At 69.5% G+C, this 16828-nt stretch carries 20 protein-coding genes; 14 read left to right on the plus strand and 6 right to left on the minus strand.

All coding sequences use genetic code 11. The features are described from left to right. Nucleotides 1-5: 5 nt before the first annotated feature. The 4 genes from sufC to J7E89_RS17925 are packed head-to-tail and all read left to right on the plus strand — an operon-like array spanning nt 6 to nt 2874. Entirely contained in the window at nt 6-770 is a 765-nt protein-coding gene (sufC, locus tag J7E89_RS17910; RefSeq protein WP_214974639.1) for a Fe-S cluster assembly ATPase SufC, read from the plus strand. Beyond that, nucleotides 767-2023 (plus strand): cysteine desulfurase, encoded by a 1257-nt coding sequence (locus J7E89_RS17915; RefSeq protein WP_214974641.1) that lies wholly within the window; start codon nt 767-769, stop codon nt 2021-2023. The genes sufC and J7E89_RS17915 overlap by 4 nt, the downstream gene beginning before the upstream one ends. A gap of 12 nt (nt 2024-2035) precedes the next feature. Then, nucleotides 2036-2500 (plus strand): Fe-S cluster assembly sulfur transfer protein SufU, encoded by a 465-nt coding sequence (gene sufU / locus J7E89_RS17920; protein WP_214974643.1) that lies wholly within the window; start codon nt 2036-2038, stop codon nt 2498-2500. Next, on the plus strand, nt 2497-2874 hold the full coding sequence (locus J7E89_RS17925) for a metal-sulfur cluster assembly factor (RefSeq protein WP_214974645.1): 378 nt from the start codon (nt 2497-2499) through the stop codon (nt 2872-2874). Before sufU ends, J7E89_RS17925 begins: the two co-directional genes overlap by 4 nt. Before the next feature lie 70 nt (nt 2875-2944). Here the strand turns inward: J7E89_RS17925 and J7E89_RS17930 are convergent, their stop codons facing one another. Then, nucleotides 2945-3958: a hypothetical protein gene (locus J7E89_RS17930; protein WP_251060691.1), complete on the minus strand. Its 1014-nt coding sequence runs from the start codon at nt 3956-3958 to the stop codon at nt 2945-2947. Nucleotides 3959-4185: 227 nt separating this feature from the next. On the opposite strand from J7E89_RS17930, the gene J7E89_RS17935 reads away from it, so the two are divergent. After that, complete coding sequence (locus J7E89_RS17935) at nt 4186-4512, plus strand: multidrug efflux SMR transporter (protein ID WP_251060692.1); 327 nt, start codon at nt 4186-4188, stop codon at nt 4510-4512. Between the two features lie 13 nt (nt 4513-4525). Then, nucleotides 4526-5074 carry a TetR/AcrR family transcriptional regulator gene (locus tag J7E89_RS17940; RefSeq protein WP_214974647.1) on the plus strand — a complete coding sequence of 183 codons (549 nt, stop codon included), beginning with the start codon at nt 4526-4528 and terminating at the stop codon, nt 5072-5074. Here the strand turns inward: J7E89_RS17940 and J7E89_RS17945 are convergent. Then, a complete protein-coding gene (locus J7E89_RS17945) occupies nt 5052-5945 on the minus strand; it encodes a winged helix-turn-helix transcriptional regulator (RefSeq protein WP_214974649.1) in 894 nt (297 codons plus the stop codon). The genes J7E89_RS17940 and J7E89_RS17945 overlap by 23 nt on opposite strands. A gap of 67 nt (nt 5946-6012) precedes the next feature. Between J7E89_RS17945 and J7E89_RS17950 the strand changes: the two genes are divergently transcribed. The 5 genes from J7E89_RS17950 to J7E89_RS17970 all read left to right on the plus strand — a co-directional run bounded on the left by J7E89_RS17950 (nt 6013) and on the right by J7E89_RS17970 (nt 10152). Next, complete coding sequence (locus tag J7E89_RS17950; protein WP_214974651.1) at nt 6013-7260, plus strand: MFS transporter; 1248 nt, start codon at nt 6013-6015, stop codon at nt 7258-7260. A gap of 82 nt (nt 7261-7342) precedes the next feature. Next, nucleotides 7343-8332, plus strand: coding sequence for a 2,3,4,5-tetrahydropyridine-2,6-dicarboxylate N-succinyltransferase (dapD, locus tag J7E89_RS17955; RefSeq protein ID WP_214974652.1), 990 nt, complete (start codon nt 7343-7345; stop codon nt 8330-8332). 290 nt (nt 8333-8622) lie between these two features. Then, a complete protein-coding gene (locus J7E89_RS17960; RefSeq protein WP_214974688.1) occupies nt 8623-9219 on the plus strand; it encodes a YdcF family protein in 597 nt (198 codons plus the stop codon). 17 nt (nt 9220-9236) lie between these two features. Beyond that, nucleotides 9237-9788, plus strand: a complete 552-nt coding sequence (locus J7E89_RS17965) for a hypothetical protein (protein WP_308315511.1) — start codon at nt 9237-9239, stop codon at nt 9786-9788. Between the two features lie 139 nt (nt 9789-9927). After that, nucleotides 9928-10152 carry a hypothetical protein gene (locus J7E89_RS17970; RefSeq protein ID WP_214974653.1) on the plus strand — a complete coding sequence of 75 codons (225 nt, stop codon included), beginning with the start codon at nt 9928-9930 and terminating at the stop codon, nt 10150-10152. Here the strand turns inward: J7E89_RS17970 and dapA are convergent. Beyond that, complete coding sequence (gene dapA / locus J7E89_RS17975; RefSeq protein ID WP_214974654.1) at nt 10137-11048, minus strand: 4-hydroxy-tetrahydrodipicolinate synthase; 912 nt, start codon at nt 11046-11048, stop codon at nt 10137-10139. The two genes, J7E89_RS17970 and dapA, sit on opposite strands and share 16 nt — an antisense overlap. A 152-nt stretch (nt 11049-11200) precedes the next feature. Between dapA and J7E89_RS17980 the strand changes: the two genes are divergently transcribed. Further along, a complete protein-coding gene (locus J7E89_RS17980) occupies nt 11201-11944 on the plus strand; it encodes an SDR family NAD(P)-dependent oxidoreductase (RefSeq protein WP_214974655.1) in 744 nt (247 codons plus the stop codon). Between the two features lie 190 nt (nt 11945-12134). On the opposite strand, the gene J7E89_RS17985 is transcribed toward J7E89_RS17980, so the two are convergent. Then, nucleotides 12135-12617: a DNA glycosylase AlkZ-like family protein gene (locus tag J7E89_RS17985; protein ID WP_214974656.1), complete on the minus strand. Its 483-nt coding sequence runs from the start codon at nt 12615-12617 to the stop codon at nt 12135-12137. 37 nt (nt 12618-12654) lie between these two features. Continuing rightward, entirely contained in the window at nt 12655-13164 is a 510-nt protein-coding gene (locus tag J7E89_RS17990; RefSeq protein WP_214974657.1) for a DNA glycosylase AlkZ-like family protein, read from the minus strand. Nucleotides 13165-13215: 51 nt separating this feature from the next. Between J7E89_RS17990 and J7E89_RS17995 the strand changes: the two genes are divergently transcribed. Together J7E89_RS17995 and J7E89_RS18000 are read left to right on the plus strand one after the other, a co-directional pair. Then, nucleotides 13216-13809, plus strand: a complete 594-nt coding sequence (locus J7E89_RS17995) for a GNAT family N-acetyltransferase (RefSeq protein ID WP_214974658.1) — start codon at nt 13216-13218, stop codon at nt 13807-13809. A gap of 88 nt (nt 13810-13897) precedes the next feature. Beyond that, nucleotides 13898-14599 (plus strand): antibiotic biosynthesis monooxygenase, encoded by a 702-nt coding sequence (locus J7E89_RS18000; RefSeq protein ID WP_214974659.1) that lies wholly within the window; start codon nt 13898-13900, stop codon nt 14597-14599. 60 nt (nt 14600-14659) lie between these two features. Here J7E89_RS18000 and J7E89_RS18005 read toward each other — a convergent pair whose 3' ends face one another. Continuing rightward, nucleotides 14660-16519: an endonuclease/exonuclease/phosphatase family protein gene (locus J7E89_RS18005; protein ID WP_214974660.1), complete on the minus strand. Its 1860-nt coding sequence runs from the start codon at nt 16517-16519 to the stop codon at nt 14660-14662. Between the last annotated feature and the right edge of the window lie 309 nt (nt 16520-16828).

Below are 16828 nucleotides of genomic sequence, written 5' to 3' on the forward strand. Positions count from 1 at the left end.
CACCCATGGCAACGCTTGAAATCCGCGACCTGCACGTTTCCGTCGAGGCCGACAACGCCACGAAGGAGATCCTCAAGGGCGTCGACCTGACCGTGAAGCAGGGCGAGACCCACGCCATCATGGGCCCCAACGGCTCCGGCAAGTCCACCCTCGCGTACTCGATCGCGGGTCACCCCAAGTACACGATCACCAGCGGCACCGTCACCCTCGACGGCGAGGACGTGCTGGAGATGACCGTCGACGAGCGTGCCCGCGCCGGCATGTTCCTCGCCATGCAGTACCCGGTCGAGGTCCCCGGCGTCTCGGTCTCCAACTTCCTGCGTACGTCGGCGACGGCGATCCGCGGCGAGGCCCCCAAGCTGCGTACTTGGGTGAAGGAGGTCAAGACGGCCATGGAGACCCTCCAGATGGACCCGGCCTTCGCCGAGCGCAACGTCAACGAGGGCTTCTCCGGCGGTGAGAAGAAGCGCCACGAGATCCTCCAGCTGGAGCTCCTCAAGCCGAAGATCGCGATCCTCGACGAGACCGACTCCGGCCTCGACGTCGACGCGCTTCGCCAGGTCTCCGAGGGCGTCAACCGCGTCCACGCGAGCGGCGAGGTCGGCACGCTGCTGATCACGCACTACACGCGCATCCTGCGCTACATCAAGCCGGACTTCGTGCACGTCTTCGCCAAGGGCAGGATCGTGGCGTCCGGCGGCCCGGAGCTCGCCGACGAGCTCGAGGCCGAGGGCTACGAGAAGTACACGAAGGGTGGCGTAACCGCGTGACACAGCTGCCGGGCCTTCTCGACACCGAGGCGATCCGCAAGGACTTCCCCCTGCTGGATCGTGTGGTCCACGACGGGAAGAAGATCGTTTACCTGGACAACGCGGCGACTTCGCAAAAGCCGCGCCAGGTCCTCGACGCGCTGAACGCGTACTACGAGCAGAGCAACGCCAACGTCCACCGCGGCGTTCACGTGCTCGCCGAGGAGGCCACGGCGCTGTACGAGGGCGCCCGCGACAAGGTCGCCGCCTTCATCAACGCGCCGAGCCGCGACGAGGTCATCTTCACGAAGAACGCCTCCGAGTCGCTCAACCTCGTGGCGAACATGCTGGGCTGGGCCGACGAGCCCTACCGCGTGGACGCCGAGACCGAGATCGTCATCACGGAGATGGAGCACCACTCCAACATCGTGCCGTGGCAGCTGCTCTCGCAGCGCACCGGCGCGAAGCTGAAGTGGTTCGGCATCACCGACGACGGCCGCCTCGACCTGTCCAACATCGACGAGATCATCACCGAGAAGACGAAGATCGTCTCCTTCACGCTGGTCTCGAACATCATGGGCACGATCAACCCGGTCGACGCGATCATCCGCCGGGCCCAGGAGGTCGGCGCGCTGGTGTGCATCGACGCCTCGCAGGCGGCGCCGCACATGCCCCTCGACGTACAGGCGCTGCAGGCCGACTTCGTGGCCTTCACCGGACACAAGATGGTCGGCCCGACCGGCATCGGTGTGCTCTGGGGACGCCAGGAGCTGCTGGAGGACCTTCCGCCGTTCCTCGGCGGCGGCGAGATGATCGAGACCGTGTCGATGAGCTCGTCGACGTACGCTCCGGCTCCGCACAAGTTCGAGGCGGGTACGCCCCCGATCGCCCAGGCCGTCGGCCTCGGCGCGGCCGTGGACTACCTCACCGCGATCGGCATGGACAAGATTGCCGCACACGAGCACGCGATCACCGAGTACGCGGTCAAGCGGCTCAGCGAGGTCGAGGGTCTGCGGATCATCGGCCCGACGACGGCCGAGGACCGAGGCGCGACGATCTCGTTCACGCTGGGAGACATCCACCCGCACGATGTGGGCCAGGTTCTCGACGAACTGGGCATCGCGGTCCGGGTCGGACACCACTGCGCGCGGCCCGTCTGCCTGCGGTACGGAATTCCTGCGACCACGCGAGCGTCGTTCTATCTGTACTCCACGCCGGCCGAGGTTGACGCCCTGGTCGACGGCCTGGAGCACGTCCGGAACTTCTTCGGTTAAGGGCTGGGGATCGTGAAGCTTGATTCGATGTACCAGGAAGTCATCCTGGATCACTACAAGCACCCGCACGGGCGGGGCTTGCGGGACGGCGACGCCGAGGTGCACCACGTCAACCCGACGTGCGGCGACGAGATCACGCTTCGCGTGAAGTACGACGGTGCGACCATCGCCGACGTCTCGTACGAGGGCCAGGGCTGTTCCATCAGCCAGGCCAGCGCCTCCGTGCTGAACGATCTGCTGGTCGGCAAGGAGCTGGCCGAGGCGCAGAAGATCCAGGCGACCTTCCTGGAGCTGATGCAGTCCAAGGGCCAGATCGAGCCGGACGACGCGATGGAGGAGGTACTGGAGGACGCGGTCGCGTTCGCCGGTGTCTCGAAGTATCCGGCGCGGGTGAAATGTGCTCTGCTGAGCTGGATGGCATGGAAGGACGCGACGGCCCAGGCACTGGGCGAGAGCGCCGAGAGGAAGACCGCATGAGCGAGAACGCGACACCCACCGCTGCGACATCCACCGAGGGCGAGACCGAGGTCGTGACGACCAAGCCGGCCACCGAGGAGGAGGTCCGCGAGGCTCTGTACGACGTGGTCGACCCCGAGCTGGGCATCGACGTCGTCAACCTCGGCCTGATTTACGGCGTCCACATCGACGACTCGAACATCGCCACGCTCGACATGACGCTGACGTCCGCGGCCTGCCCGCTGACCGACGTCATCGAGGACCAGGCGAAGTCGGCGACCGAGGGCATCGTCAACGAGCTGAAGATCAACTGGGTCTGGATGCCGCCGTGGGGTCCGGACAAGATCACGGACGACGGCCGTGAGCAGCTTCGCGCGCTCGGCTTCAACGTCTGAGATCAGCAGACGGCAGTTGAGAGGCCCCCGGCAGTGTGCCGGGGGCCTCTTCGCTGTGCAGGTGCCTGTGCTATTGGGCTGCCGCCGCCTCGACGAGGGCCGGGGCCAGGTTCTCCTTGCGGATGCGCTGGTCGACGTACAGGAGGCCGGTCACCACCTGGGGGAAGGTGGTGGCGACGATCTGGCTGATGATGCTGCCCAGCATGATGAACACCATGTACGAGGCCATCGCCGTGAGGGTGTCCGTGACACTCGCGTCGGGTCCCATCTCGGCCATGCCCGGCATGCTCGTCATCATGCCGATGATCGTGAGCGGGAACTGGATGATGTATCCCGCGATCATGGCTATGAACCACGCCAGCATGCTGATGCCGAAGACCCGCCACCAGCCGCCCTTCACCAGCCGGGCCGAGCGGCGCAGCGCGGCGACCGGGCCCTGGGACTCGAAGACCACGGCGGCCGGGGCCAGGCTGAACAGCACCCACACCCAGACGGCCACGGGAATGAGCGCGATCATCAGGAGAAAGCCCAGGACCGCCCAGGCTGTGGACGCGTCGTCGGAGACGAAGGAAACGATCAACGCGACGTAACTGGCCATGAAGACACCCATGATGAGTGCCCAGGCGATCCAGGGCAGCAGCATCGCGCCGATCACGGCGGGCACCCGCGGCCAGGCGCGGCGCCACACGGTGCCGATGGTCGTACGGCGGCCGAGAACCGCGTCCTGGAGGACGGCGGGGCAGGCGGCCATGATGGCCGCGTTGGCGATCACCATCGCCAGTACGGCGACGACGCACACCACGCCGAAGGCGATGACCAGCGGCGCGACGAGGTCGGAGCCGAAGGAGTCGTCGTACTCCCCGGAGTTGTGGACCAGCTTGTCCAGGCTGTCGCTCGTCGCGGAGTAGGCGATCGCCACGGTCGCGCCCACCAGCAGGAGTGCGCCGCCGTATATCAGCACGGCTATGCCGAAGAGCTGCTTCCAGTAACGGCCCATCGTGGTGAACGTGCCGCCCAGGATGTCCGAGAGGGACATCGGGGCGAGCGGTATGACGCCCGGCTTGGGCGGCGGGGGAGGCGGCATCCATCCGCTGCCGGGCCAGCCGGGCGGTGGGGGCGGCGGGGGCCCTGCGTGCGGTCCGCCGGCGTGGGGGCCGTTCCATCCCGAATCGTGCGCCACATTCACTCCGTTACGTTTATTCAGGCCCTGACCGGGCGGTACACCGTATCCGGTGGCTGTCGCCCGGCGGAACGGAGTTTGGTGCGCGGCGATGTGTACGGCCGTACGCAATGATGTGTACCCTCGTACGCATGCCCTCGCCCTACGTACTGCTGACCGCGGCCATCGCGGCGGAGGTGGCCGGGACCACGGCCATGAAGTACAGCGACGGATTCACCAAACTGTGGCCCTCGCTGGGCACGGCCGTCGGCTACCTGCTCGCTTTTGGCCTGCTCGCGCAGACCCTCAAGTCGATGTCCGTCGGCACCGCCTACGCGATCTGGGCGGGCGTCGGCACGGCGGCCGTCGCCGCGATCGGCATGTTCTTCCTGGGGGAGTCGGCGAACGCCGTCAAGCTGGCGGGGATCGGCCTGGTCATCGTCGGAGTCGTCCTGCTGAACCTGGGCGGCGCGCACTGATGGGCTGTTACTGATGGCCCGCCGTTACGACCCCGAGCGCCGCCAGCGCATCATCGACGCCGCGATACGGGTCGTGGGGAGCAAGGGCATCGCGGGGCTGAGCCACCGGTCCGCCGCGGCCGAGGCCGATGTGCCGCTCGGCTCGACGACGTACCACTTCAAGACCCTCGACGAGCTGATGGTCGCCGCGCTGCGGCAGGCAGGCGAAGGCTTCGCGAAGGCGGTGAGCGCACGCGGCGCCCTGGAGGATCCGCGCTCCGATCTCGCCGAGGAACTCGCCCAGTTGCTGGGGGAGTGGATGGCCGGGGACCGTACCGGAGTGGAGCTGGAGTACGAGCTCTACCTGGCCGCGCTGCGCCGGCCGGCCCTGCGTCCCGTCGCCGCCGAGTGGTGCGCGGGCCTGGCCGACCTGCTGGCGCGGCGCACCGATCCGGTCACGGCGCGGGCGCTGGTCGCGCTGATGGACGGGATCTGCCTTCAGGTGCTGCTGACGGGCGCGGAGTACGACGCGGCGTACGCGCGGGAGGCGCTGGCGCGCGTCATCGGCCGGGGCCGGGGCTGAGCCTGCGGACGGTGGTTATGGCCGCCTCGACGCTCGCCGCGATGTCCGTGATCGGATAGAAGACCTCGCGGATCGTACGGTCCCGCTCGACCACCAGCGTCAGCCGCTTCAGCCGGCCGACCCCCGCCGCCCGGAACGTCGGCAGGCGCAGCGCGGCCGCCAGCGTCAGATCCGCGTCCGACAGGAGCGGGAAGCGCAGCCCCTCCTTGTCGGCGAACGCCCGCTGCTCGTCCGGACGCTGGACGGAAACGCCGTGCACGGTCGCGCCGGCGGCGGTGAACCGGTCCAACTGGCCGCGGTAGGTGCAGGATTCGAGCGTGCAGCCGGGCGCGCCGGGGATCTCGGCCCAGCCGGGCGGGTAGGCCTCGGGGCGGGCGTACGCGCCCGGGAAGCAGTACAGGACGGTGTACGGCGTGCCTTCCGCGACCGGGTCGCGCATGTCGCCGTCGGCGTCGAGGAGTTGGAGTTCCGGCAGCCGCGTGCCGACGAGCCGGTGCACGCGCCCGGCCTCGCTCGACGCCTGTGCCGCTGTTGCCGTCGTCTCTCCTTCCCCGAGCAGCCAGGTGTCGCCCCAGTCCTGGAGCGCGATGAGTACGGGCAGGAGGGCCCGGCCGCGCCGGGTGAGGCGGTACTCGTACCGGACGGGCCGGTCCTGGTACGGCTCGCGCGTCAGAACGTCCGCGTCGACCAGCAGCCGCAGCCGCTCGGCGAGCACTTTGCGCGACATGCCGGTCTCCGCCTGGAGGGCGTCGAAGCGGTGCACGCCGCGGGCTGCGTCGCGCACGATCAGCAGCGTCCACCAGTCGCCTACGACGTCGAGGGCCTGGGCGATGGCGCAGTCGGCGTCGTCGAGGCGGGTGCGTTGTGCCATGGGGCTCATGCTGGCATAGTCCGTTCCCAAAGGGAACTCACCTTGACTCACACAGGGGGCGGGCACGTTGGGGTCACTTCGGGATGTGCCGAAGGCCGTATGGCACCTGGCATTCGGCATCTTCTTCAACAGCGCCGTCGCCTTCACCTTCATCTACCTCTTCGTCTATCTGACGGACGAGCGCGGCCTCGCCGTCGCGCAGGCGGGCGTCATCAGCGGCATCGGGGGCGTCGGCCTGGTCGCGGGAAACTTCACCGGGGGCTGGTTCGGTGACCGCTTCGGCCACCGGCGCACACTGCTGACGGCGTCGGTGTTAGCGGGGGCAGGGCTGGTCGTACTGCCCGCCGTGCCGGACGTGCTGCTGTACGCCGCGTTGCCGCTGGCCCAGTACGCGCAGGGCGCCGTGCGCGCCGCGAACTCCGCGCTCATCGCGGTCTCCGTACCCGACGGATCGCGCCGTCAGGGCTTCGCCGTGATGCGGGTGGCCGGGAACGCGGGCTTCACCGTGGGGGCGCCGCTCGGAGCGCTGGTCTCGGCGGAGTTCTCGTACACCGTGATCTTCGTCGCCGACGGGATCGGCACGCTCCTCTTCGCGCTGTACGCGGCTCTGGTGCTTCCCGGCGGCGCCCGCCCGACTGTTCAGCACCCCCAGAGCCGGCCCGCGCCGGGTGTGTGGCGGGAACTGCGGGCGCGCCCCACCGTGCTCGTACTCCTCGTGTCGATCTTCTTCGCGGACATCGTCTACCGGCAGTTGTTCTCCACCGTCCCGGTCTTCCTCGGTGACCACGGGACGGACACCCGCGCGTACGGCTGGCTGATCGCGATCAACGGAGCGGTGATCCTCTGCCTGGAACTCCCGACGGCCGTCGTCCTGCGCAGGCGCGCACCCCTGACGATCATCGGCGTCGGCCTGGTCCTGGTCGGCCTGGGCTACGGCGTGCTGACGCTGGGAGCCTCCATCGTGGTGGCCGTGGCGATGATGCTGCTGCTCACGGCGGGCGAGATCCTCTACAAGACCCCGGCCACGGCGTATGTCGCCGATCAGGCACCCGATCACGCGCAGGGCCGCTTCCAGAGCCTGTACGCCGGTGTCTCGGTCAGCGGCGTCATCCTCGCCCCGCCGCTGGGAGGCGCCCTGTACGAAACGGCGCCGGGCGTGCTCTGGCCGCTGAGCGCGGTGCTGGCGGTGGCGGCGGGGGGCGCGGTGATCGCGGCGGGGCGGCTGGGACGGGCGGCGGCGCGCGATGCGACCGCCGACGGGCCGGTAACCGGAGCTTCGCCCCGGACCCCGGTCCTCAAGCGCCGGACAGGCTGAATTTCCGGTCCGGTGTGCCGGCCGGCGCCCGGCATCCGGGACCGGTTCGCCTCTGTGTGCCAGTCCCGGTTAGCGTTCAGACATGACCGATACGACTGCTACTCGCACCACCGGCGCCGTCGCCGCCGGCCTCGCCACCATCGCCGCGGACGGCACCGTCCTCGACACCTGGTTCCCCGCCCCCGAGCTTGTCGCCGAGCCCGGCCCCGCCGGCACCGAGCGCCTCACCGCCGAGCGCGCCGCCGAGCTGCTCGGCGCCTCCGCGCCGAAGGCCGCCGGCCCCGACGCCCGCCGCGGCGTCGAGGTCGTCGCCGTCCGTACGGTCATCGCCTCGCTCGACGACAAGCCGCTGGACGCCCACGACGCGTACCTGCGCCTCCACCTCCTCTCGCACCGCCTGGTCCAGCCGCACGGCCAGAACCTGGACGGCGTCTTCGGCCTCCTTGCCAACGTCGCCTGGACCTCGCTCGGCCCGGTCGCCGTCGACCAGCTGGAGACGGTGCGGCTGAACGCCCGCGCCGAGGGCCTGCACCTCCAGGTGACCTCGGTGGACAAGTTCCCGCGCATGACGGATTACGTCGCCCCGTCGGGCGTCCGTATCGCCGACGCGGACCGGGTCCGCCTCGGCGCCCACCTCGCCTCCGGAACCACGGTCATGCACGAGGGCTTCGTCAACTTCAACGCCGGCACGCTCGGCACCTCCATGGTCGAGGGCCGCATCTCCGCTGGTGTCGTCATCGGCGACGGCTCCGACATCGGCGGCGGCGCGTCCACCATGGGCACCCTCTCCGGCGGCGGCAACGTACGCATCACCATCGGCGAGCGCTGCCTGGTCGGCGCCGAGGCGGGCGTCGGCATCGCGCTCGGCGACGAGTGCGTCGTCGAGGCCGGCCTGTACGTGACGGCGGGCACTCGCGTCACGATGCCCGACGGCCAGATCGTCAAGGCCCGCGAACTGTCCGGCGCCAGCAACATCCTCTTCCGCCGCAACTCGGTAACCGGCACCGTCGAGGCCCGCCCGAACAACGCGGTCTGGGGCGGCCTGAACGAAATCCTGCACAGCCACAACTGATCACGCTCCACTGAGCGCCCTCCCACGGCCCGCCGGGCGGCCCGGGGAGGGCGCTCATTTGTGCCCCGAGCCGATTCTCACGTGCTCGCATCTCCAGGCCCGGCTGGAGGAGTTGGAAGCCGTGGAGGCAATCGGGGTGGATGCCGCATTCCGGTGACCGGGATCTGAGCTCCGGCACGGTTTACTGGCCGTAGCCGGCTGCCAGTCCTGGCGACGGTGAGCAAGGAGTGACGCGGGTGATCAGTGAAGACCAGTTCAGAAATGCGAAGCTGATCTGGGACTACCACCACATGGGCCACCCGTTGAGGAAGGTCGATGTCGCTGTCGGTCTGGGCAGCAACGACCTCGGTGTGGCCTCCTACTGCGCCGGGCTGTATCGCGCCGGGCTGTTCCCCACCCTTGTGTTCACCGGCGGCAACAGCCGCAACAGCGCAGTCCGCTTTCCGCGCGGCGAGGCTGTGCACTTCCGCGAGCGCGCGCTTGAGCTCGGTGTTCCTCATTCGGCGATCCTGCTGGAGCCGAAGGCGGCGAACACGGGGCAGAACATAGCCTTCTCCCGTCAGGTACTGGCCGACGCCGGGATCACGCCCTCCACGGTGCTGCTCGTCTCGAAGCCGTACATGGAGCGGCGGTCCTTCGCCACCGCCCGCAAGCTGTGGCCCGAGGTCGAGGTGCGCTGCGCCTCGGAGCCGGTGAGCTTCGACGAGTACCTCAAGAGCGTCGGTGATGAACGGCTTGTCGTAGACATGCTTGTCGGGGGGCTTCAGCGGGTGATTGAGTATCCGAAGCTCGGGTTCGCCATCGAGCAGGATGTGCCGGAGGACGTGCGTGGCGCATACGAGTCTCTCGTCGCCGCCGGCTTCACCAGCCGTCTTCTGAGCACCTGACGTGCAGGGGGAGACGGGTGGCGTTTCTGGATCAGATGCCGACGCTGATCGGTGTGGTGGTGGGCTCGGTCGGCTCGTACACCGCGGCGGCTCTCATGGAGCGCAACCGATGGCGTCGCGGCAGGGCGGAGCGCTGGGACGAGAAGCGGTTCGAGATCTACACGGCCTACGCCAACACGCTCAAAGCTCAGATACGCATCGCACAGCGCCTCGGAGCCGCACGCGGCTTCCGCACCGTGCTCGATCCGATCGACTTGGACGACGGCATGCGGTTGCTCGCGGACGCCGAGTCGAAACGGTCGGCGGAGTGGGAATCCGTACTGCTGATAGGGGACGCAGACACGGTGAAAGCCGCCCGCGCATGGCACGAATCGGTATGGAACTACGAGCTTTACGCGCGGGGCCGGCAGGCGGACTCGGAGGAAGACTGGGTCCATGCCGAGAGCCAGATGAGCCAAGCACGCGATGAGTTCTACGCCTGTGCGCGACGCGACCTGAGCATTCCGTGCCCGACGCCGCCGTCCGGCAACTGGCCACGCCACTGGCAGGACGGGGCGTCCCCGCACTGAGCGAACGCTTCCGTGTTCGCCGTACTGGCGGCCGTGAACCGCACTCTCACGGTGGACCTTGCGTGACCTCTGGGCCGTTCGGGTGGATAAGCAGGTCGACACATCGGACGAACAACCAGACGCACGGCGAGGGAACCGCATGACGACACAGCACGCACGAGCACTTGCCCGATGGATTACCGGATGCGGCGCGGTTCTCATGGCGGTGGGGCTGCCCGCCGGGGCGGCGCACGCCGACGAGACGCACAACAACTCGCACAACGCGCCTCGCGTGATGCTGTTCTCTGTGGGCCAGATCGACGACCCGATGGAGGACGTCCTGGAGCACGCCACGATCCTCGGCAAGACCTACATGTCGGGCTGAACCGGCCGCCGGTTCAGATTTTCGTACGCCTTGAGCAGCCCGTCGACCGTCGCCCGGTCGGCGGGCCGCAGCGGTTCCCTGACGCGTCCCGCCGACAGGCCGAGCGCGCCGAGCAGGCCCTTCGTGGTGACCGTGCCAGGCAGGCCCGACGCCATGGTGAGCGTGATGAGGGGCAGGGTGGCCCGGTGGGCTCGGGCGGCCCCGGCCGTGTCTCCGGCGTCGTACGCGTCGAGGACCGCCCGCATCGCGCGGGGCGCGGAGTTGGCAACCGTACTGACATAGCCCGCGCCGCCCAGCGAGTAGAGCGGAAGGTTGAGTTCCTCGCTGCCCGAGTAGTAGGCAAGGGCGGTTTGGGAGATGACCGTGGCGCTGGCCAGCAGGTCGTACGCGCAGTCCTTCACCGCGGTGATACGTGGATGCCCGGCGAGGCGCAGCATGGTCTCGACCTCGATGCGGGTGCCGGTGCGGCCGGGGATGTCGTACAGCATCAGCGGGACGCCGACCGCGTCCGCGACCCGCCGGAAGTGCGCCTCCACGGCGTCCTGCGGCGGTCGGCTGTAGTACGGCGTGACCACCAAGAGGCCGTCTGCTCCTGCCTGTTCGGCTGCCTGTGCCAGCTCGACCGTGTGGCGCGTGTCGGCGCTGCCTACGCCCGCGAGGACCGTCGCCCGGTCACCGACCGCCTCGGACACGGCCCGTACGAGCGCGCTCTTCTCGGCGTCGGTGGTGGTCGGGGACTCGCCGGTGGTGCCGTTCAGTACGAGGCCCTCGCAGCCGCCTCCGGAGACCAGGCGGTCGGCGAGCGACTGGGCGCCGTCCAGGTCCAACGCGCCCGCGGAGGTGAAGGGCGTGATCATTGCGCACAGGGCGCGCCCGAAAGGGCCTGATGCGGTCATACGGGGAAGTCTCGGCCGCCGGACGCTGAAGGTCCACTTAGATTTGCTTGGTGTGAAGGGCAAGCAGCGCTGAACAGTCGGGTGGGGCGTACGCAGGTCGTCTGGCATGATCGCTCGGGCGCGGCAGGCCGTATCAAGGGAGGTACTGCTCGATGAGCGAAGAGCGTGTGGCGCTGGTGACGGGTTCGTCGTCGGGGATCGGCGCGGCCGTCGCCCGACGGCTCGCCGCAGCGGGAGTCCGGGTGATCGTCAACTCCGCCCACTCGGTCGAGGCCGGCCAGGCACTGGCCGGTGAACTGCCCGGCGCCCGTTACGTCCAGGCCGATGTGGCCGTGGAGGAGGACGCGAAGCGGCTCGTGGCGGAGGCGGTCGCGGCGTACGGACGCCTCGACATCCTGGTCAACAGCGCGGGCACGACCCGTTTCATCCCGCACCACGATCTCGAAGCCGCCAGTCCTGACGTCTGGCGGGACATCTTCGACGTCAACGTCATCGGCGTCTGGCAGACGATCACGGCCGCGGCCCCGCATCTGCGGGCTGCGCCGGGCGGCGCGGGCTGCGTGGTCAATGTGTCCTCGCAGGCGGGCGTACGGCCGGGCGGCAGCTCCATCCCGTACGCCGTCAGCAAGGCGGCCGTGAACCACATGACGAAGCTGCTGGCCAAGACCCTGGGTCCGCAGGTGCGGGTCAACGCCGTCGCCCCCGGCATGATCGACACCCCGTGGTTCGACGGGCTCGAGGGCGCGGACAAGGCGATGGCGGAGGTGGCGGGGGCGGTGCCGCTGGGCCGGGTCGGCAAGCCGGAGGACATCGCGGAGGCGGTGTACGACCTCACTCGCGCCGCGTACATCACCGGTGAAGTGCTGCTCGTCGACGGTGGCGGGCACCTTTTGTGACACCGAGGTGGGGGAGTGGGAGAGCGTGGGCGGCTGCGGCCAGCCGCGCTATTCCCACTCCCTTCAGCACGGGATGTACGTCGCCTGGAGGCGGCCCAGCACCGTCGTGCCGGTCTCGTCGGCCGGCACCGGCATTTCGTCGCGGTACGGAAGATCACGACCAGGATTCCGACGCGGCCCACCGCTACCGCTACCGCTCGCCGAGAAAGCGCAGGACGTCCGCCTGCTCGGCCGCGAGGCTCGTGCGCATCTGCGCCGGCAGTTCCTCGAAGGGGGTGACCGAGACGGGCCGGCCGGCGCGCCGGCTCCAGGTCGCGCAGGCCAGACCGTCCACGATGACGGTGGCGCGCAACTGTCCGCCGCCGGGGTGGACCAGCCGCTCGAAGCCGGGCGGCACGGACAGGGCGCGGGTGCGGTAGCCCACCAGGTAGTTGTCGTACGCCGGCAACAGCCGTACGTCGCCCACCGCCTCCGCAGGTTCCGCTTCCGCCTCGTACGACCCCGAGCTCCAGGCCCGCCGCGCCACCGTCACCGAAAGCCCCGACCAGGCGGCGAAGTCCTCCGGGGCGGCCGGCCCGTGCGCGGCGCGATAGCGGCGTACCAGCTCGACCGCCGCATCCTCCGCCGTGACGGCGGGCGTCCCGGTGCTCCCCAGCCACTCGTCGAGCAGCACGAAGAAGGCTCCCCGCCGACCGTCGGACCGTGGCAGATCAGGCCCAACAGGGCGCACCGGCGCAGCAGATGAACCGCCACCTGCCCACCCCCGGTGCCGAACCCGGCCGCAGCGCCCCGCTCAACTTCGCCCGCGACAAGGACCCGTCGGCCAGCGCGGAGGTGATCACCCGCTCGGCCCGGAGCAGGTCCCGTTCGTCCAGCCCGAGCTCGCGATACCGCCGCTCGCTCAGCCGCAGGAACACCGGCCCGAGAAGCGACGTAAGCCACCGCACGTCGGCCGTCGGCACCAGGTGCAGTGTGCCGCGCATGAACCAGTTCCGTACGACGCTGCGCTCGACGTCCGTGGCGCGGACCACGTCCGCGGCGGTGAGCCCCGACGAGCGCGCCCGGATCCCGAGCGCCGCGGCCGCCGCGTCCTGCGCCTGCAGGGCGAAGGCCCGCCCCATTACCTCGGCAACGGACCGCCCCCGCCAGCCGCTCCCGACGCCCTGGGCGCGGGCGCGCAGCAGGCGGGTGGCGGGCGGTGCCGGCTGGGCAGTGGTCATCGGGCCAGCCTAGGCTGCCCTCCCGAGGAAAACCGCAGGAGAAGGAGCAGGATGTTCGCGATACCGCTGGGTGACGACGGCGCCGAGCTGCGCCCTCTGGAGCCTTGGAACGCTGAGGAGTTCCTGGCCCACATGGACCGCGGCCGCGAGCACATCGGCCGCTTCGTCGAACTCCCGGACCACGTCACGGACCTGGCGTCCGCCACCTCGTTCCTGCAGCGGTACGCCGACAAGGCCGCCGCCGACTCCGGGCGCCTCTACGGCATCTGGGCCGACTCCACCCTCGTCGGCGGCGTCATGTTCCGGATCTTCGACACCGCGACCCGAAACTGCGAGGTCGGCTGCTGGCTGGAGGAGACGGTGGTCGGGCGCGGCCTGATCACCCGCGCAATCCGGGTCCTCGTCGACTGGGCGGTCGAGGAGCGCGGCATGTACCGGGTGGAGTGGATCGCGGGCTCCGACAACACCGCCAGCCTCAAGGCCGCCAAGCGTCTCGGCATGGTCCGCGAAGGGGTGCTGCGCGAGAGCTACCTGTACCGGGGCGTACGCCATGACGAGGAGATCTGGGCCGTCCTGGCCCCTGAGTGGCGCGAGCAGCGGGAGCGTGAGACCCCGGCCGCCCAAGCCCCTGACAACCGGGCTTGACCTCAACCGAGCTTCAGGTTTCAGCATGGTGGGCACGAGGGCGCGCCACCCACAGGTGCGCCGGACTGACGAACCAGGAGATACCGCCATGACTGTGCACATCAATTCCCTGCCGGACCCGGCCCGTTCAGGGGTCGGTGTCGTCAAGGTCTCGACCTGGGACGTCGGTACCCCTGAGCGGCAGCGTGACGCCGTCGAAGCCATCCGGAAGGTCTGGGGAGATCCGGAGTGGCCGGACGAGGGGCTTCTCTCGTACAGCGTCTACGTCGGCGAGGACGGCAAGACCCTGCTGCATTACACGCAGTGGGTCAGCGAGGAAGCTCATCTCGCCTTCGTACGCGGAGGCCGGGTGTCGCGGGTCGCGGAGATTGACGCCGCCGTGCCGGGCATCGAGCGGCAACTGCGCTCGTACGAGCTCTACCGCAGCACTCCGTCGAGAGACGGGGCGAGGCGAGTGCCCGGCTGCGTCGTGATCGTCGACGTCGAGTTCGACGGGCCCGACGCCGCCCGGCAGCGGGACTGGGTCGACACGGTCTTCGAGGCGCTGGAGACAGACCCCGGCCTCCACCCCGGCGGGATCTCCGGTCACTTCCACGTCAGTACGGACGGGACTCGCGTACTCAATTACGCCGAGTGGGAGAGCGCCGAGGCCCACATCGAGGCGCTGGGCGGGTCAGGCGGAGTGGGGTCGGCGACGCCGCAGTGGCAGAAGGTGCACTCCTACCCGGGCGTGACGGGCGGCGGGGTGAAGTGGTACACGCCCGCGCTGAGCTTCAGCTCGGTCAGCTAGTTCAGCCATTCCAGCTGGTTCAGCTCGTTCAGCTCGTTCAGCGCGGGCGTGCAGCGGCCGCTACGGGCGGAAGCGCAGCACCTGCGGGTCGTGGTCGCTGTTCTGCTCGGCGAACTCCGCGTTGATGTGCACGCTGTCGTAACTGAAGTCGTCGATCGACGGGCTGGTCAGGATCTGGTCCAGGACCTGGCTGTTGCCCTGGAAGACGTACGAGTAACGCTCGGAGCGCGGAAGGGACTTGACGGCCGGGTAGAGCGCGCCGTCGGCCGTCAGGGCCTTCGTCGTCGCCGAGAACTCGAAGTCGTTGATGTCACCCAGGACCAGCACGTCCGCGTTGCGCTGCTCCTTGAGGATGTCCTTGACGAAGGCGTTGACCGCCTGCGCCTGCTCCAGCCGCTTGACCTCCGACTTGCGCACCGGCGGCTGGTGGTGCGAAGGCAGGCCCTCGTCGCCGCCCTTCGAGCCGAAGTGGTTGGCGATCACGAAGACCGTACGGCCGCGGAAGGTGAACTCGCCGGCCAGCGGCTTGCGGCTGTTCTCCCAGGCGGCGTTCGCCGGGTCGATCCGGCCGGGGGACAGGGTCAGGGCCGCGTGGCCCTTCTCCCGTACGACACCGGTCGCGGTGGTGGCGTCGCCGGCGCCGCGGTCGGTGAAGGAGACCCGCTCGGGGTTGAAGAGGAAGACCTGGCGGATGTTGCCGCCGGGCTCGCCGCCGTCCTTGTTGTTGACCGGGTCGACCGTGCGCCAGGCGTACGACGGGCCGCCGGCCGCCGCGATCGCCGCCGTGAACTTCTTCAGCGTCTCCTCGGCGGAGACGGTGCCGTCGTTCTTCGCGCCGTTGTCGTCCTGGATCTCCTCCAGGGCGAGGATGTCGGGCGAGGCGAGGTTGTCCACGACCGCTGCCGCCAGCGCGTCGAACTTCGCCTGCGGGTCGCTCGGGTCCAGGTTCTCGACGTTGTACGTCGCCACCGCCAGCTCACCGCGACGCTGCGGCCGGGTCGACTCGCGCTCCAGGCCGCGGTCGGTGACCGTGCCGAGGGTGCGGGCGGTCAGCGTGTAACCGCCGAACTGGTTGAAGTCCAGGGGGCCTTCGGTCGTACCCGACAGCACATCCCCGACGTTCGCCTTCGGGAAGGGTTGCTGGGAGATCGGAGCGAGCTGCTGGATCTGGAGGCGGCCGGTGTTCTGCGAGGTGTACGAGCCGTAGACCGCGCCGCCGCGCCGGTTGTCGTTCTCGTCGGGCTTGACCGTGACCCACAGCTCGGAGTGCGGGTCGGTCGCGCCGACCACGCGCGAGGAGCCGATGCGGATGTTGGTGCCCTCCAGCGACTCGTAGTAGTCGAGGGCGTACGCCGACGGGTCCAGCGGGAGCGCGTTGATGCTGCCGCCCGCCGCCGGGTCGCCCTCGAGGGCGTACACGGACGGAACGGACTTCGCCGAGACGGTGATTGGCGCGGGCAGTGCGTTGCCCGAGGAGACCACGGTCACGGTCGGCTTGGAGATCTGGGTGAGCGACTGGTTGCCGGACGACGTACCGCCGGGGATGTACTCGCCCACCGTGCCCGACACCTTGACGGCGTCACCGACGGCGACGGTCGGCGCGGAGCTGGTGAAGACGAAGATGCCCTCGCTGGTGGCGGCGTCGGCGTCGGCCTGCGGGTCCTGGAACCAGAAGCCCTTCGAGCCGTACGTCCGCACGCCCGTGACGATGCCGGAGACGTCGGTGACCTGCTGACCGGCGAGCGGGGATATTCGGGTGGTGCCCTGGATGTCGTGGATCCGGGTCTCCGCCGTTGCGGACGCGGACGCGGTTGCGGACGCGGCGGACGAGCTTGCCAGGAGGCCGCCGGCCAGTGCGGTGGCCACTACGGCCGCGACGGCGGCGGATCTTGGGAGGGACGAGGAGGAACGGGCAGTCATCACGTGGCTCCGAGTGCGATGGATGAGGGGTAGAGCGTGGTGCGAAACGTGGCTCAAAACGTAGTTCTACGCGCGTCAATCTCTTGTGTGCGCCGGGGGGTTGTCAAGGGTTGCCGGATGTACGAATCCTGACGGGTACATGAACCCGGTGGCATGGGGGCAAATACGTCTACGCTGGGGGCCGCCCGACCCGCATGCGCCAAGGAGAACCCCCAGATGTCCGGTGACCGCCCGACCCTGCCGCCGGTGCGGCTCCACTCCGACGCCGAGTTGGCGCGGGAGGCGCTCATCACGCCCCCAACGCAATGG

Source organism: Streptomyces sp. ISL-100, from assembly GCF_018614615.1.
Lineage (GTDB): Bacteria > Actinomycetota > Actinomycetes > Streptomycetales > Streptomycetaceae > Streptomyces.

Bases quoted from the DNA above. Each gene is read 5' to 3' on its own strand.
- J7E89_RS17990 (WP_214974657.1), bottom strand. From the start codon at position 13,164: ATGACCACTGCCCAGCCGGCACCGCCCGCCACCCGCCTGCTGCGCGCC.
- dapA (WP_214974654.1), bottom strand. From the start codon at position 11,048: ATGACCGCATCAGGCCCTTTCGGGCGCGCCCTGTGCGCAATGATCACG.
- J7E89_RS17945 (WP_214974649.1), bottom strand. From the start codon at position 5,945: ATGGCACAACGCACCCGCCTCGACGACGCCGACTGCGCCATCGCCCAG.
- J7E89_RS18005 (WP_214974660.1), bottom strand. From the start codon at position 16,519: ATGACTGCCCGTTCCTCCTCGTCCCTCCCAAGATCCGCCGCCGTCGCG.
- sufC (WP_214974639.1), top strand. From the start codon at position 6: ATGGCAACGCTTGAAATCCGCGACCTGCACGTTTCCGTCGAGGCCGAC.
- J7E89_RS17940 (WP_214974647.1), top strand. From the start codon at position 4,526: ATGGCCCGCCGTTACGACCCCGAGCGCCGCCAGCGCATCATCGACGCC.
- J7E89_RS18000 (WP_214974659.1), top strand. From the start codon at position 13,898: ATGACTGTGCACATCAATTCCCTGCCGGACCCGGCCCGTTCAGGGGTC.
- J7E89_RS17925 (WP_214974645.1), top strand. From the start codon at position 2,497: ATGAGCGAGAACGCGACACCCACCGCTGCGACATCCACCGAGGGCGAG.
- J7E89_RS17960 (WP_214974688.1), top strand. From the start codon at position 8,623: ATGGGCCACCCGTTGAGGAAGGTCGATGTCGCTGTCGGTCTGGGCAGC.
- dapD (WP_214974652.1), top strand. From the start codon at position 7,343: ATGACCGATACGACTGCTACTCGCACCACCGGCGCCGTCGCCGCCGGC.
- J7E89_RS17980 (WP_214974655.1), top strand. From the start codon at position 11,201: ATGAGCGAAGAGCGTGTGGCGCTGGTGACGGGTTCGTCGTCGGGGATC.
- J7E89_RS17935 (WP_251060692.1), top strand. From the start codon at position 4,186: ATGCCCTCGCCCTACGTACTGCTGACCGCGGCCATCGCGGCGGAGGTG.
- J7E89_RS17970 (WP_214974653.1), top strand. From the start codon at position 9,928: ATGACGACACAGCACGCACGAGCACTTGCCCGATGGATTACCGGATGC.
- J7E89_RS17995 (WP_214974658.1), top strand. From the start codon at position 13,216: ATGTTCGCGATACCGCTGGGTGACGACGGCGCCGAGCTGCGCCCTCTG.
- J7E89_RS17930 (WP_251060691.1), bottom strand. From the start codon at position 3,958: ATGCCGCCTCCCCCGCCGCCCAAGCCGGGCGTCATACCGCTCGCCCCG.